Here is a 14,111-nt window from a genome sequence, read left to right on the forward strand (position 1 = left end):
GGAGGCCGTACATTCATTGAAAATTAAAGATATAGCTGTCCTTGCGGGTATCATTGGCATTGTGTTAATGATGATTCTCCCGATCCCGACCTGGCTGTTGGACTTGTTACTGGTCGTCAATATTTCAATTGCTCTGATGATACTCCTTGTTGCCATGAACAGCAAAGAAGCATTGCAGTTTTCTATTTTTCCGGCTTTGCTGCTGATCACTACACTATTCCGACTGGCACTGAACATTTCCACAACCAAGTTGATTCTTGGTAATGGTGATGCAGGAGCTGTAGTTGCTACCTTTGGTAGTTGGATTGCTGGAGGGCAAATTGCAATTGGATTTATCGTGTTTTTGATCCTCGTTGTCGTTCAGTTTATCGTTATTACCAAGGGTTCTGAACGCGTAGCTGAAGTTGCTGCTCGATTCACTCTCGATGCGATGCCTGGTAAACAAATGAGTATTGATGCGGATCTGAATGCAGGTCTGATCAACGAGCAACAAGCTCGTGAGCGTCGTTCCAAAATTGAACGTGAAGCCGATTTCTATGGAGCGATGGATGGAGCAAGTAAATTCGTAAAAGGTGACGCAATTGCAAGTATTATCATCCTCCTGATCAATCTTATCGGTGGATTTATTATCGGTATGACTGTACATGGGATGGCTTTCGCAGATGCAATGTCAACGTACTCTGTTTTGACTATTGGAGATGGATTGGTAAGCCAAATCCCTGCTCTGCTTATTTCCACAGCAGCAGGACTTATTGTCACCAGAGCGTCATCAGAAGGAAACTTGGCAGATGATATTACGGGGCAACTGTTTACATATCCAATACTTATTTATATCGTAGCTTTCGTTATTGCCATGCTCGGTTTCTTTACGCCAATTCATGTTATTACTACGCTTCCGCTGGCAGGTGTGTTGGCATATGCCGCGTGGCGCATGCAGAATAATTTGAACTTGAAACAGGAAGCGGAAGAACAGTTGGAAGAAGAACAGCAGATTGAAGAGGTCAGAAGTCCTGAAAGTGTAATTAACCTGCTTCAGGTGGACCCTATTGAGTTTGAATTTGGTTATGGTTTAATCCCGCTTGCTGATAATCAGCAGGGTGGGGACTTGTTGGATCGGATCATTATGATTCGGAGGCAGTGTGCTCTTGAACTGGGGTTGGTTGTTCCGGTTATACGGATTCGAGATAATATCCAGCTCAGACCCAATGAGTATGTGATCAAAATCAAGGGTAATGTGGTAGGTGGCGGAGAGCTGCTGTTGAATCACTACCTTGCTATGAGTCCAGGTTATGATGAGGAGTCCGTGACAGGTATTGAAACGACAGAGCCTGCTTTTGGACTTCCGGCACTATGGATTGATGAAGTAACCAAAGACAGAGCGGAACTTGCAGGATATACGGTCGTAGACCCGCCTTCCGTTGTGGCTACACATCTGACGGAATTGATCAAAAAGCATGCGCATGAGTTACTTGGAAGACAAGAAACGAAAGCCCTTGTGGATAATCTCAGAGAGAACTATTCTGCCCTGGTGGATGAACTGATCCCTTCACTGCTTTCCATTGGTGATGTGCAGAAAGTACTTGCCAAGTTATTGCGTGAGAAAATATCCATTCGTGATATGGTTACCATCTTCGAGACACTAGCTGACTATGGTACATATACGAAGGACCCTGATGTGTTAACCGAATACGTCAGACAATCCCTCTCACGTCAAATTACTCAGCAATTCTCACAGAAAGGTGAGACACTTCGGGTGATCACCGTTGGACCTGGTCTCGAGAAGAAAATTGCTGAAAGTGTGCAACAATCGGATCAAGGTAGCTATCTTGCGCTAGATCCTGTTTCTACACAAAGTGTTTATCAGAAGCTGAGTGAACAAGTGAACCGTTTGATTCAATCAGGTCAACAACCTGTTGTATTAACTTCTCCAACCATTCGGATGTATCTGCGTCAGGTTATTGAACGTACTATGCAGGACATTCCTGTGCTTTCCTACAGTGAATTGGAGCCGAATGTTGAAATTCAAAGTATCGGGGTGGTGAACTTATGAGAGTAAAACAATACGTTGTTGAGACCATGCCCGAAGCTATGCTTCAAATTCGCAAAGACCTGGGAAGTGATGCCGTCATTCTGTCCACCAAAGAGATTAAGGTGGGCGGTGTGATGGGAATGTTTCGCAAAAAACGGATCGAAGTTGTAGCTGCAGTGGATAAGGAAGAAAACAAGCAAACGACAAAGCCCGTACAAAATCAATTCACACCTGTACCTCGTGCATTTGTACCTGAGGCTTATCGGCAAACAGCACGTTCGTTTGTTGCGGCTTCTGATGAGTCGGCGACAACGAATACAGCTGATCAAAGTGTACAGGAACAATCTGCTGCCGCGCCATCTGTGTTTGAATCGCGTAATATCAGTTCAGACATAGACAGCGGCTCAGGTTCTTCGAGCACGGATCATAAACCGCGACCGCAAGGGGCGGATTTTTCGGGTTCAACAACTGCGACGAAGCTAACAGGTTCAGACCTGCAGCAGGATAAGTTGATGACTGAATTGCAGGATCTTAAACAGATGGTGACCATGCTTTCTAAGCAAGGTACTTCCGCGGACCCTCTGACAGAGGAACTGCAACCGATCCGAGAACGTCTGACAGAACAAGATGTTTGGCCTGAAGTTTGGGAAGCCTGGTTCGATTCAATTCAAGCAAGATTGTCTGAGGATGAATTAAAGGAACAGGATGTAGAACGCGTTGTGAAGCTTGAGGTCATGCACTTTTTGGAGCAGCGTATTGAAGAAGGCATCCTTCCTACCACTCGAATCGTCTATGTTGCTGGACCAACAGGTGTAGGAAAAACAACGACAATCGCAAAATTGGCTGCTGAGCAAATGTTCAAAAAACATCGTAAAGTTGGATTCATTACATCAGATACGTATCGGATCTCGGCGGTAGAACAGCTTAGAACATATGCATCTATACTGAATGTCCCACTTGAGGTGGTGCAATCGCCCGGGGATACACAACGTGCCATTTCTCGATTAGAGAATTGTGACTTGATTTTTATGGATACAGCAGGTAGAAACTACAGAAATGAATTGCTTGTTTCGGAACTGCAAAGTTTGCTTGCTCCGGTAGAGAATAGCGAAACCTTTCTGGTCATGAGTATGACTTCCAAAAGCGCTGATATGGTTCAGATTACGGAACATTTCAGTAAATATGGCCTGGATAAGGTGATTTTCACCAAAATGGATGAGACTGGGAGCTGCGGTCCGTTATTTAATTTGTTACACCGTTTTCCACTCAAGCTCGCATATGTGGCTAATGGACAAAATGTTCCGGACGATTTGTTGAAGCCGGATGCAGATTCATTGTCTAAACAGTTGCTGGGAGAAGGGCCACAATGAAGGATCAGGCAGCTGCACTTCGAAATATGGTCTCCGCGCCATTGGAATTGGAAGGTATTGAGCGAGATATTCGATCCTCTAAAATCATTACTGTGGCCAGTGGTAAGGGAGGTGTTGGTAAATCCAATTTCACACTGAACTTTGCCTTGGCACTGCAGGCTTTGGGGAAAAAGGTACTTGTGTTTGATGCCGATATTGGAATGGCTAATATTGATGTTCTTATGGGTACGTCTTCTTCCTATAATCTTTATCACCTGTTATACCGACAAAAATCTATAAGGGAGATCATACAACTGGGTGCCAGCGGCTTGCCTTACATTGCTGGTGGATCGGGCATGAAAGAGTTATTCTCATTGTCTGATCGTGATCTGGAGTTCTTCGCCAGTCAAGTCGAGGATATTGCCCAGGAAATGGATTATGTCATCTTCGACACTGGGGCAGGACTCTCCAGGGAGAATATGAAGTTCATCGGTGCTGCCGATGAATGCCTGATTATAACCACACCTGAACCGACTTCAATAACCGATGCTTATGCTTTAGTCAAAGTTATGCACGGCCAGGAAAATGCTACGCCCTTTCGGATGATCGTTAACCGGGTGGAGGACGAACGAGAAGCGGAACGGGTGGCAGATAAAATAGCTGGAGTGGCAAGACGGTTTTTGCAGACGGATATTCCGCTGCTTGGGTATATTTCGGAAGACGCCCAGGTAGTCAAGGCGGTTAAAAGGCAAATGCCCTATAGTCTGGCTTATCCCAATGCCAAAGCCTCCAAAGATATAGAGAAACTTGCTCTTCGTTATCTGGCTGTACCTGCAACTCCGGGATCCGGAACCTTGACAGGAATCAGGGGATTTATGAATAAGTGGCTTAAACGGACAACATGATTTCTGAAAAAAGGAAACAGGGGTGACACAACATGGCGGTCTATCAAGTATTGGTTGTCGATGATTCCGCTTTTATGCGTAAGATTGTTACGGATTTGATCCAAGCGGATCCGGAATTCAAGGTCACGGCAACGGCATCAAACGGTAGAGAAGCGATTCAAAAATCACTGGAATTGAAACCTGATATTATTACAATGGACGTTGAGATGCCCGAAATGAATGGGTTGGATGCATTAAAATCAATTATGAAGGAATCCTTCGTTCCTGTGATTATGCTCTCTGGTATCAATGAACAAGGCATGAAAGAAACCATTATGGCGCTTGAAGCCGGAGCTTTCGACTTCATTCGGAAACCATCTATTTCACATGACCAGGATATTGCTCAAGTCGGTAAGGCCTTGGTTGAGCGCATGCGTGCTGCGATGAATGAGATCAAGCGAAAAGCTGATCGTGAGTTATCGTTGAAAAATAGAGAGATTTCGCGAGCAACAGTTGTCCCTTCAGCTCAGCAGCTACACAAAGAAATGCCAGGCAAGGATCGAGTAGAGCCTGCGAAAAAAATGATTGAACCTGCGAAGACGAGTCAACGCTCTCTTCAAGAGCGGACTGACGTCTTTCAGGCCAAATCTAAGAAACCTATTGAGCCATTATTACCTTCGAAACCAGGCCGCTTGGAGAAAAAAACGGAACCTTTGCCGAAAGCAGAGCGGACTTTGGAGACGAATGTAGAGAGAGTAGTGAAGTCAGCTAATCCAGTGCAGACTCCGAAGGAAGTTCGGCTACCTAATGCAGCTAGACTGGCAGCTGACCAAATAGCAGCAGCCTCTGCAAAAGCCAAGGAAGTAATCAAGCCTAATCCTGTCCCTAAAGGCGCAGGGGGACCGGAAGGAACATTCAACAAGCTTGTGGCAATAGGTTGTTCCACGGGTGGACCGAGGGCTCTCAAGACATTGCTCGAGCAGTTGCCTGCTGATTTGCCTGCACCGGTCATTATTGTGCAGCATATGCCGCCCAATTTCACACGTTCTTTGGCTCAACGATTGAATACATTCAGTCCACTGCATGTGGTTGAAGCTGAAGAAGGCATGGTCCTGAAAAAAGGTACCGCCTATATAGCACCCGGCGGATTCCATGTGAAAGTTAACAAAACAGCAGACGGGAAGTTTATCGTGAAGTTGACTGAAGATCAGCCAGTGAATGGACATAGACCTTCAGTGGATACGATGTTTGAGTCACTTCTGCCGTTTACATCTTTACAAAGGCATCTTGTTTTGCTGACAGGAATGGGAAGTGATGGAGCACGTATGATGAAGAGATTATACGAAGCTGGAGTTACATCAACCTTTGCCGAGAATGAAGAAACATGTGTTGTATATGGTATGCCGCGTTCTGCTGTAGAGCTGCAATGCGTTCGTCATCTTTTGCCACTGCAGGAGATTGCGTCTAAACTTGTTCAAGCAGTGAAATAACGGAGTGTAACTCACGGAGGAGGTGCCTCACAATGGACATGAACCAATATTTATCCATGTTTATTGATGAGTCTAATGATCATCTGCAATCGCTTAACGAAAACATGCTTCAACTTGAAGGCAATCCAGAAGATCTGGGTATAGTTCAGGTGATATTCCGCTCTGCTCATACCTTGAAGGGTATGGCAGCAACAATGGGTTTTGAAGATTTGGCATCACTGACACATAAAATGGAAAATGTGTTGGATCTGGTTCGTAATGAGAAGTTAAAAATGCAGGATTACATTTTTGACACCATGTTTAAGAGTCTCGACGCCTTGGAAACGATGGTTCAGGATATTACCGAAGGTGGACAAGGTAAAGCTGATGTTTCGTCAATCGTAGCTTCGCTTCAGGCCATTGAAAACGGTGAAATGACAAACGGAGATGCATCTGCTACGGAAACAAAAAAGCCAGCTAACGCTTCAATTGCTTCGGCTGTGGAACTGGATGAATTCCAATATTCGGTGCTGGATCAATCGATTGCCGAAGGTCATCGTGTGTTCTATGTGGATGTACTCGTTAGCGAGCATAGCCAGTTAAAAGGTGTACGGGCTTATATGGTCTTTGATATGCTGGAACGTTCAGGTGAAGTCGTAAAGGCTTACCCTTCCGTTCAGGATATTGAGCAAGAGAAGTTTGAGCGCAGTTTCTCGTTGTATTACATAACAACTAAAGAGGCGCACGAACTGGAAGAAGGCATCATGAGTATCTCTGAGATTGAAAGTGCAAAGCTGATTCAACTGGATCAGGAGACTCTTCAGCAGATGGCTAATCAGGTAGCAGCTACAGTTGAAGCGCCACCCGCACCAACAGCTGTAGCTGAAGTTGCTTCGCCGGATAACAATTCTGCACCTGCAGAAGAATCCAAAACGGCACCAGCCAAAACTGCTGCGCCGAAGCAAGCTGCTGCACCTTCACGTACCATTCGTGTGGATATTGAACGTCTCGACGTATTGATGAACCTGTTCAGTGAATTGTTGATTGACCGTTCACGTCTGGAGCAATTGGCCAGTGAGACAGGCAACAATGATTTATCCGATACAGTTGCACATTTAAGTCGAGTTAGCACAGATTTGCAAAATATTGTACTGAAATTGCGGATGGTACCGGTAGATACCGTATTTAACCGATTCCCGCGTATGATCCGTGATCTGGCCAAGACACTAGATAAAAAAATCGATTTGGTTATTACAGGTGCTGAGACGGAATTGGACCGTACGGTAATTGATGAGATTGGTGATCCGCTTGTGCATTTACTGCGTAACGCGGTTGACCATGGTGTGGAATCCATTGCAGAGCGTGTAGCTGCAGGTAAGCCAGAGATGGGTACAGTAAACCTGCGTGCCTTCCACAGTGGAAATCACGTGTTTATTGAAATTGAAGATGATGGTAAAGGTATCTATCGCGACAAGCTTTTGAAAACCGCGATCAAACGTGGTGTTGTAACCGAAGAACAAGGTGCCAAGATGAGTGATGATGAAGTGAATCAACTGTTGTTCGCACCTGGTTTCAGTACTGCAGATATTATCTCGGATATCTCTGGCCGGGGCGTTGGCTTGGATGTAGTAAAATCGAAGATCACTTCGCTTGGTGGTAATGTAACGATTCATTCAACTCCAGGCAAAGGTACTAACTTCTCTGTTCAGCTTCCGTTGACTCTATCCATTATCGCGGCGATGCTGGTACGACTTGGTTCAGAGAAATACGCTGTTCCGTTATCCTCCATTGTAGAGACGGCCATTGTACAACGGGAACAAGTTCGTAATATTCACGGCAATAAAATGATTACGTTCCGTGAGTCACTGATTCCGTACTTGTCCTTGAGCGAAGTTTTCTCCGTACCGGACTTTAATGACGCTGATGAGCAGGAAACAGAAATTGTCGTGATTCGCAAAGGTGACCGTCTTGCAGCCGTAGCTGTTGAAGAATTCATTGGACAAAGTGAGATTGTTCTCAAATCAATGGGAACCTATCTTCCTGCTATTGAAGGAATCTCTGGAGCAACCATACTCGGAGATGGACAAGTAGCCCTGATTCTTGATCCTAATGCATTTATTAAATAAGCATAGAGCGAAGTCTTACATTTAATAGGGAGGTTTTTTACATGGAAGAAGAGTTGAAAGTCATCGTCTTTAAATTGGGTTCCGAAGAGTATGGTATTGAGGTAGACAAAGTTCAGACGATTGAGCGCATGATGCCAATTACCCGTGTTCCCAAGACACTTTCCTTTGTAAAAGGAGTTATCAATCTACGCGGTGTTGTTATTCCGGTCATTGATCTGCGCGGTCGTTTCTCCCTTCCGGAATCAGAATACACGGATCAGACTCGTATTGTTATCGTAGGTGTTGACGACATGCAAGTTGGCTTCATCGTAGATTCTGCTAATGATGTTATCGATATCAAGAGCAGTGCGGTCGATAGTCCACCAGAAGTGGTTGGCGGCGTTAAAGCGAGATACCTGCGAGGTGTTGCTAAATTGGAAGATTCACGCCTGTTGATTATGCTTAACTTGAACGAAGTATTAAATAAAAGCGAGATTGTACAGCTGGAAAGTGTTGAGGGCTAGTACCGTGGAGATGTTCAACCGATTTGAGGTATTCCAGATGGATGTGCTCAAAGAGGTCGGTAACATTGGAGCAGGCAACGCCGCAACGGCGTTGTCTCAACTCCTCAACAGACCGATTGACATGGGTGTACCTAAAGTACAAATGCTCCCTTTTGAAGAAGTTGCCGAAAAAGTGGGCGGAGATGAACGCATCGTTGTTACCGTTTTTCTTCGTGTGGAAGGGGAAGCACCGGGAAATCTTTTCTTTATGATGACACCAGAGGCTGCTAAAATGTTGTTGAATAGACTCGCCGGGTTTGATTTGAAAGAAGGACTTGCTTTTACAGATATGGAGCAATCAGCGCTTTCCGAGATTGGAAATATTTTGGCTGGATCCTATCTTTCTTCTTTGGCAGATTTCACGAAATTGTCCATGTATCCAACCGTTCCTGGACTTGCCATCGACATGGCGGGTGCCATTCTAAGCTATGGTTTGTTGCAGTTTGGCGAGATGGGTGACGCTGCATTGTTGATTGACACATCTTTCTTTGAAGGTGAAGATCAGGTTGAGGGTCAGTTTTTCCTCATTCCGGACCCACCATCCTTTGCAAAGATATTTGAATCGCTAGGGGTGCCACTGAGCCATGATTGAGGACAAAAGCGTCGTTAAAGTCGGTATGGCGGATCTAAACATCGCTCATCTTCCCGGTGTAATCCGCACGACTGGCTTGGGTTCGTGTGTGGGATTAACAATGTATGACCCACATTTGAAGCTGGCTGGAATGGCGCATGTCATGCTTCCTACTTCAGAGATCGCACGCGAAGGGAAACTGAACACTGCGAAATATGCGGATACGGCGTTGCCTGAGCTTTTGGAAAAGATGATAAAACTAGGCGCTTCTCACTCACGTATTGTGTCTAAAATGGCCGGAGGCTCTCAGATGTTTGCCTTTGCCGGGGCTGGAGATACCATGCGCATTGGACCACGTAATGCAGATTCTTGTCGAGAGTGGCTTCAAAAACTCAATATCCCTCTTCTTGCAGAAGATACCGGTGGAAATTATGGACGAACAATTGAAATGGATTGTGAAACTGGACTTTTGACTATTCGAAGTGTACAAATGGGTGTAAAGGAATTATAAGACTATGATAGGAAACTACCGCATTAATCTTGGAGCAGGCATCGTTGGGTTTATTATTACTTTTTTTGTAGCATACAGCAGCAATGTGTTGATGACCAGTTTAATTCGCGGATTGATCGGATTCGTAGCCTGGTTTGTCCTTGCATACGGTTTACGCTGGGGATTGGGATTGCTGCTGAACCCTCAGGTCGAGGGAAATGGATATGGTTATGATTCACCAAATGCTCAAGATCAAAGAGGTTCACAGGTGGACATTAAAATCGAGGACGATGGACAAGAGCTGAATGATTTGCTCAAGAGTGGACAGAACGCTTCATCTGGGGACGATCTTCCGCCATCTGAGACGAAAGCTCCAACGGGATTCGCTCCTTTGGATCCGCCTAAACTTGTCCGGACCAAGGATCCGGAGGAATTGGCGCAGGCCGTTCGTCACCTGACAGACAAATAAGGAGGGTGAAAGCAATTGAACGAGCGTAAAGCTTCACATTTGAACCATTCTGATCTGTGGGAAAAGTGGAAAGAACATGGAGATCTTGAAGCCAAGAAAGCTTTGATTGAAAAGTATCTTCACATTGTAAATTATGTATCCGGTCGACTGGCTGTTGGTTTGCCCAAAAATGTTCCCAAAGATGACTTGGAGAGTAACGGCGTTATGGGGTTAATTGATGCTTTGGAGAAATTCGACTATGAACGTGGTTTGCAATTTGAGACGTATGCATCATGGAGAGTCCGCGGAGCCATTCTTGACGGTCTGCGTCAAGGTGATTGGGTTCCGCGTTCTGTTCGAGAGAAGGCCAAGCGTATTGAAGACGCCTACCAACAGCTGGAACAAAGCTATCTGAGGTCCGTTAGTGATGAGGAAATGAGTCAGTATCTGGACGTGTCTACCAAAGATTTTCAACATATGCTTCAGGAAGTGGCAGTCATGTCACTTTGCTCGCTGGAGGACCCCATTCGTGAAGAAGAGTCTGAGACTCGTCTGTCTTTGATGGTGGATGAAAAAGCTAAAAATCCGGATTATAAAGTGAATGAATTTTATTTGAAGGAAGCTTTGGTGCAAGGGCTTGACAAATTGACGGTAAAAGAGAGAACGGTTGTATCACTCTTGTATTACGAAGATCTTTCTCTTAGTGAAATTGCGGAAGTCATGTCTCTTTCTCCGTCTCGTATATCTCAGTTACATTCCAAGGCAATATTACGACTACGCGGCACATTGGACAAACAGAAAGATTTGTTGATGCGTAAAGATTAATAGAGATAAGTAATATAATTGGAGTTTGGGGAGTGGAAAGTCAAAAAGGGGGAAGAACTGCAGTGACACAGCGGACTGCTTTGGAACAATGTTTAAACATTGTTTTATCGGACGACAAATGCATAGCCTACCTTGAATTTTCCAAAGAGGAAGAGGGCTTTGCCTGCACGATCGATGAACTCGAACAATTCGTGGCGAACAAGGGCATCAAACAAGGTGTATTGCGGGAGGCATTACTTCTTTTTGTTAGTAACCCTGAAACCTATTTAAAAGATAAATATAAGATTGCCGAAGGAATCGCTCCTATCCAGGGAACAGATGGATTCATCAAAATTCTGGTTGGGATGGACGATACAAACGAACGGCGACCGCTTGAATCGGAAGATGGAACCGTCGATTACAAAGAAGTGACCCGGTTAAACAATGTCCGTAGTGGTCAGATCATTGCAGAGCGAATCGCTCCTTGCGAGGGCATACCAGGCAGGGCAGTAACGGGTGAGGAAATTCCTTATCGTCCGGGAAAAGAAGCTCGGTTTAAAGTTGGAAAAAACGTTGTGATTAACCCGGATGGTTCTGCAATGTATGCTGCACTGGATGGGCTGGTTACCAAAACGGACGGTAACAAACTGAATGTGTTTCCAGTCTATGAAGTCAATGGCGACGTTGACTACAATAACGGTAATATCGACTTTGTAGGCACGGTTGTCATACGCGGCAATGTACTTACCGGATTTAAAGTAAAAGCAGCAGGTGACATTCGTGTCGTCGGAGGTGTCGAAGGAGCGGAACTGGAAGCAGGCGGCTCAATCGAAATTACCGGTGGTATTATTGGGTATAACAAAGGACTTGTACAAGCAGGCCATAATGTTAAATGTACGTTTATTCAAGAAGGCAACGTGGATGCTGGTGAAGATGTTCTGGTTTCCCAAAGCATAATGCATTCCAATATTCGTGCTGGCCATGGTGTCATCTGTGCAGGAACTAAAGGTCTAATCGTTGGTGGTTCAATTCAGGCAGGTCAGAATGTATCAGCTCGTGTTGTAGGTAACAGTATGTCGACGGTCACTTCCATTGAAGTGGGTGTTCTGCCAAGGCTGCGTAACGAACTGAATGATCTGCGCAAGGAAGCCAGAGAACAGATGGACTCCTTGGACAAAACGAAGAAGGCTCTGACTTTGTTAGACCAGTTAGCTGCCGCTGGACAATTAAGTCCGGATAAGATGTCGATGCGAATCAAGCTGAATGCTACGCAGAAATCTGCTCTTCGGATTAGCGAAGAAACGAAAATGCGTATCTTTGAAATTGAAAAGGCACTTGAAGATACAAGTAAGGCTCGTGTTGATATTCTGAAGATGATTTATGGAGGCTCTAAAATAGTTATCGGCAGATACACGAAATTTATTAAAGATCCAGTGAGTCGAATTTCATTTTATTATCATGATGGCGATATTACGATGGTTCCATACGTTTAAGTACAGCATTCAGGCACAGGAAGAAATCCATTCGAAACCGTGAGGTGAGCGTATGAGTTTCAAAGCAGTGGAGTTGCAGATTGCGGTACCACGAACAAGCGAAGCGGGACGTTATCAAAGTGAAGCCCAGCAGCGACCGATTACGGATCAGAATCTTCTGGCAGAGCAAACGACGAAGGAAGCCAATGAAGCAAGGCAACGAAGTGAAGCAATGGACGAAACTTCACAGACTTCGGTGCGTGATGGTCAAACCAATGATGGGAATCAGCAGAGTGGTTCCGATGGACAGCAGACTGTTGAGGCTCAAGAAACTGTCAAACCTGCAGAACACCCGTACAAAGGAAAACATATAGATCTGTCTTTATAATAAATGGTTGTTATAGACAATGCAGTCTTGCGCACCGATGGTTGAATCAGAAGGAGAGAACCCAATTTGTCACCATGGATCATTATTGTCATATTAGGGGCCTGCGCCATCGCCTACGCTTATATTATGCCTCGGAAAAATAAGGCGCAAGAGCCAGGGCATCAACTGGTGCAGGAGATGGAATCTACGCTTGAACACTACATGACCGAGATTGAAAATGATAATGATGCCCTTATTCAACGTGTGGCTGAAATGAAGGGAGAAGCGACAGCAGCCGATCAACGTATGCAATTGCAACTTCAGGAATTACAGCAGCGGTTGGATCAGCTGGAACAGAGCAAAAAGAACGAACCTGTCGCATCGCCTGTTCTACACTCAGGTAATGTACCCGTACAAGCTTCCGAAGGTTTGCAAGCACAAGCGCTCGTGAAAAGTGTACAAGCAGAGGCGGCCCAGCAGGCGTTAGATTCAGACCCACAGATCGGCAAGGTCGAAACTTTGCCTGGGCGTGAATCAATTAAAGATCGATATGCAGAACTCTTTAATTTACATGCTGAGGGCAAGTCGATGGATGCCATATCCAAGCTGACAGGTATTCAGCGTGGTGAGGTACAGTTAATACTGCAATTGGCAGAACGGGAGGAAAGCTAAGTCATGGACAAGCGATCCTTATGGATTGGTCTGGGGAGCGGCATGATTATTGGGGCAGTTTTGCTTCAACTGGCTACAGTTGGACAAAATGCATTAGCAGATAGTAATCTGGCCCCCGAGCAGACTACCAATATGACCAAAGAACAGCTTGAAACAGCGGCAAAAAGCCTGGATATGAAGTTGGTCGGTTCTGAAGAGGAGCTATACACAGAAGCAGAGTGGGTGGCGAAGAAAAAGCAGGAGAGCAGTGAGTTGCAGGGGAATACAGCAACACCGCCTGAGACAGTAACCTCTACGGATACACCTACAGAGCCTGAGAAGCCACAAGAACCTGCGGCAAATGAAGTTGAAGGACAGAAAGAGATAACTGAGCCGAAGACATCAGAACCTGTAACGCCGAGCAATCCGAAAGGCGCAACAGTATCATTTAAGGTACGTTCAGGCAATAGTCTGGCGATCGTTGCAGCAAATCTAAAAAACGCGGGAATCGTAGATGATGCTCAAGCGTTTATAAAAGCTGGCAAAGCTGAGCGAATCAACACCAAAATTCAAGTGGGTACTTATGCGCTTGAAAAAGGCGAAAGTTTTAAATCCATTATCGCAAAAATTACGAAAGAACCGTCAAACTGAGCATGCTCGGACAGGACGGTTTTTGCTTATTGAACGGTGCAATTTCAAAACTGAACAATAATTTGGTGTTGAGTTACATATCAAGGTTAAAATGATTCGATACTAGCAAAAAGTAAAAATAGAATTAGCTTCAAATACTGTTGCATCAGACCTCCAGTTGTGCTATATTAGATAACGGTGTTAAAACACACGCATGTGCTAATTTTGTTGAGGGTGCTTTCCTTATGGAGAGTCTTGGCGAAAAATGATGCCGGCGGA

At 45.0% G+C, this 14,111-nt stretch carries 14 protein-coding genes; all 14 read left to right on the forward strand.

What is annotated here, in order from left to right:
* Window positions 1-16 precede the first annotated feature (16 nt).
* The 14 genes from flhA to NLBNIHML_RS28675 all read left to right on the forward strand — a co-directional run bounded on the left by flhA (window position 17) and on the right by NLBNIHML_RS28675 (window position 13,853).
* Window positions 17-2,050, forward strand: a complete 2,034-nt coding sequence (flhA, locus tag NLBNIHML_RS28610) for a flagellar biosynthesis protein FlhA (RefSeq protein WP_339241599.1) — start codon at window positions 17-19, stop codon at window positions 2,048-2,050.
* Window positions 2,047-3,399: a flagellar biosynthesis GTPase FlhF gene (flhF, locus tag NLBNIHML_RS28615; protein ID WP_494353313.1), complete on the forward strand. Its 1,353-nt coding sequence runs from the start codon at window positions 2,047-2,049 to the stop codon at window positions 3,397-3,399. Before flhA ends, flhF begins: the two co-directional genes overlap by 4 nt.
* Window positions 3,396-4,283: a MinD/ParA family protein gene (locus tag NLBNIHML_RS28620; protein WP_339241604.1), complete on the forward strand. Its 888-nt coding sequence runs from the start codon at window positions 3,396-3,398 to the stop codon at window positions 4,281-4,283. Before flhF ends, NLBNIHML_RS28620 begins: the two co-directional genes overlap by 4 nt.
* Before the next feature lie 32 nt (window positions 4,284-4,315).
* Window positions 4,316-5,752 (forward strand): chemotaxis protein CheB, encoded by a 1,437-nt coding sequence (locus NLBNIHML_RS28625; protein WP_494353314.1) that lies wholly within the window; start codon window positions 4,316-4,318, stop codon window positions 5,750-5,752.
* 32 nt (window positions 5,753-5,784) lie between these two features.
* Window positions 5,785-7,857 carry a chemotaxis protein CheW gene (locus tag NLBNIHML_RS28630; RefSeq protein ID WP_472478714.1) on the forward strand — a complete coding sequence of 691 codons (2,073 nt, stop codon included), beginning with the start codon at window positions 5,785-5,787 and terminating at the stop codon, window positions 7,855-7,857.
* Between the two features lie 41 nt (window positions 7,858-7,898).
* Window positions 7,899-8,360 carry a chemotaxis protein CheW gene (locus NLBNIHML_RS28635; RefSeq protein WP_494353315.1) on the forward strand — a complete coding sequence of 154 codons (462 nt, stop codon included), beginning with the start codon at window positions 7,899-7,901 and terminating at the stop codon, window positions 8,358-8,360.
* 10 nt (window positions 8,361-8,370) lie between these two features.
* Window positions 8,371-8,991: a chemotaxis protein CheC gene (locus NLBNIHML_RS28640; RefSeq protein WP_338594906.1), complete on the forward strand. Its 621-nt coding sequence runs from the start codon at window positions 8,371-8,373 to the stop codon at window positions 8,989-8,991.
* Window positions 8,984-9,481 (forward strand): chemotaxis protein CheD, encoded by a 498-nt coding sequence (locus NLBNIHML_RS28645; RefSeq protein WP_017689162.1) that lies wholly within the window; start codon window positions 8,984-8,986, stop codon window positions 9,479-9,481. Before NLBNIHML_RS28640 ends, NLBNIHML_RS28645 begins: the two co-directional genes overlap by 8 nt.
* 4 nt (window positions 9,482-9,485) lie before the next feature.
* On the forward strand, window positions 9,486-9,929 hold the full coding sequence (locus tag NLBNIHML_RS28650; protein ID WP_339241611.1) for a hypothetical protein: 444 nt from the start codon (window positions 9,486-9,488) through the stop codon (window positions 9,927-9,929).
* Between the two features lie 15 nt (window positions 9,930-9,944).
* Window positions 9,945-10,733 (forward strand): FliA/WhiG family RNA polymerase sigma factor, encoded by a 789-nt coding sequence (locus NLBNIHML_RS28655; protein WP_339241613.1) that lies wholly within the window; start codon window positions 9,945-9,947, stop codon window positions 10,731-10,733.
* A gap of 62 nt (window positions 10,734-10,795) precedes the next feature.
* Window positions 10,796-12,205 (forward strand): flagellar assembly protein A, encoded by a 1,410-nt coding sequence (locus NLBNIHML_RS28660; RefSeq protein WP_339241614.1) that lies wholly within the window; start codon window positions 10,796-10,798, stop codon window positions 12,203-12,205.
* A gap of 52 nt (window positions 12,206-12,257) precedes the next feature.
* A complete protein-coding gene (locus NLBNIHML_RS28665) occupies window positions 12,258-12,572 on the forward strand; it encodes a hypothetical protein (RefSeq protein ID WP_339241615.1) in 315 nt (104 codons plus the stop codon).
* A gap of 66 nt (window positions 12,573-12,638) precedes the next feature.
* The gene (locus NLBNIHML_RS28670; RefSeq protein WP_494353316.1) at window positions 12,639-13,223 is read left to right on the forward strand and encodes a hypothetical protein; all 585 of its coding nucleotides are present in this window, start codon (window positions 12,639-12,641) and stop codon (window positions 13,221-13,223) included.
* A gap of 3 nt (window positions 13,224-13,226) precedes the next feature.
* Complete coding sequence (locus NLBNIHML_RS28675) at window positions 13,227-13,853, forward strand: hypothetical protein (RefSeq protein WP_494353317.1); 627 nt, start codon at window positions 13,227-13,229, stop codon at window positions 13,851-13,853.
* Window positions 13,854-14,111: the final 258 nt, after the last annotated feature.

Source organism: Paenibacillus sp. JNU01 (assembly GCF_059130585.1).

What these genes read in the sequence shown, in the direction of transcription:
- flhF (WP_494353313.1), top strand. Translation starts at nt 2,047, where the DNA reads ATGAGAGTAAAACAATACGTTGTTGAGACCATGCCCGAAGCTATGCTT.
- NLBNIHML_RS28620 (WP_339241604.1), top strand. Translation starts at nt 3,396, where the DNA reads ATGAAGGATCAGGCAGCTGCACTTCGAAATATGGTCTCCGCGCCATTG.
- NLBNIHML_RS28625 (WP_494353314.1), top strand. Translation starts at nt 4,316, where the DNA reads ATGGCGGTCTATCAAGTATTGGTTGTCGATGATTCCGCTTTTATGCGT.
- NLBNIHML_RS28630 (WP_472478714.1), top strand. Translation starts at nt 5,785, where the DNA reads ATGGACATGAACCAATATTTATCCATGTTTATTGATGAGTCTAATGAT.
- NLBNIHML_RS28635 (WP_494353315.1), top strand. Translation starts at nt 7,899, where the DNA reads ATGGAAGAAGAGTTGAAAGTCATCGTCTTTAAATTGGGTTCCGAAGAG.
- NLBNIHML_RS28640 (WP_338594906.1), top strand. Translation starts at nt 8,371, where the DNA reads ATGTTCAACCGATTTGAGGTATTCCAGATGGATGTGCTCAAAGAGGTC.
- NLBNIHML_RS28645 (WP_017689162.1), top strand. Translation starts at nt 8,984, where the DNA reads ATGATTGAGGACAAAAGCGTCGTTAAAGTCGGTATGGCGGATCTAAAC.
- NLBNIHML_RS28650 (WP_339241611.1), top strand. Translation starts at nt 9,486, where the DNA reads ATGATAGGAAACTACCGCATTAATCTTGGAGCAGGCATCGTTGGGTTT.
- NLBNIHML_RS28665 (WP_339241615.1), top strand. Translation starts at nt 12,258, where the DNA reads ATGAGTTTCAAAGCAGTGGAGTTGCAGATTGCGGTACCACGAACAAGC.
- NLBNIHML_RS28675 (WP_494353317.1), top strand. Translation starts at nt 13,227, where the DNA reads ATGGACAAGCGATCCTTATGGATTGGTCTGGGGAGCGGCATGATTATT.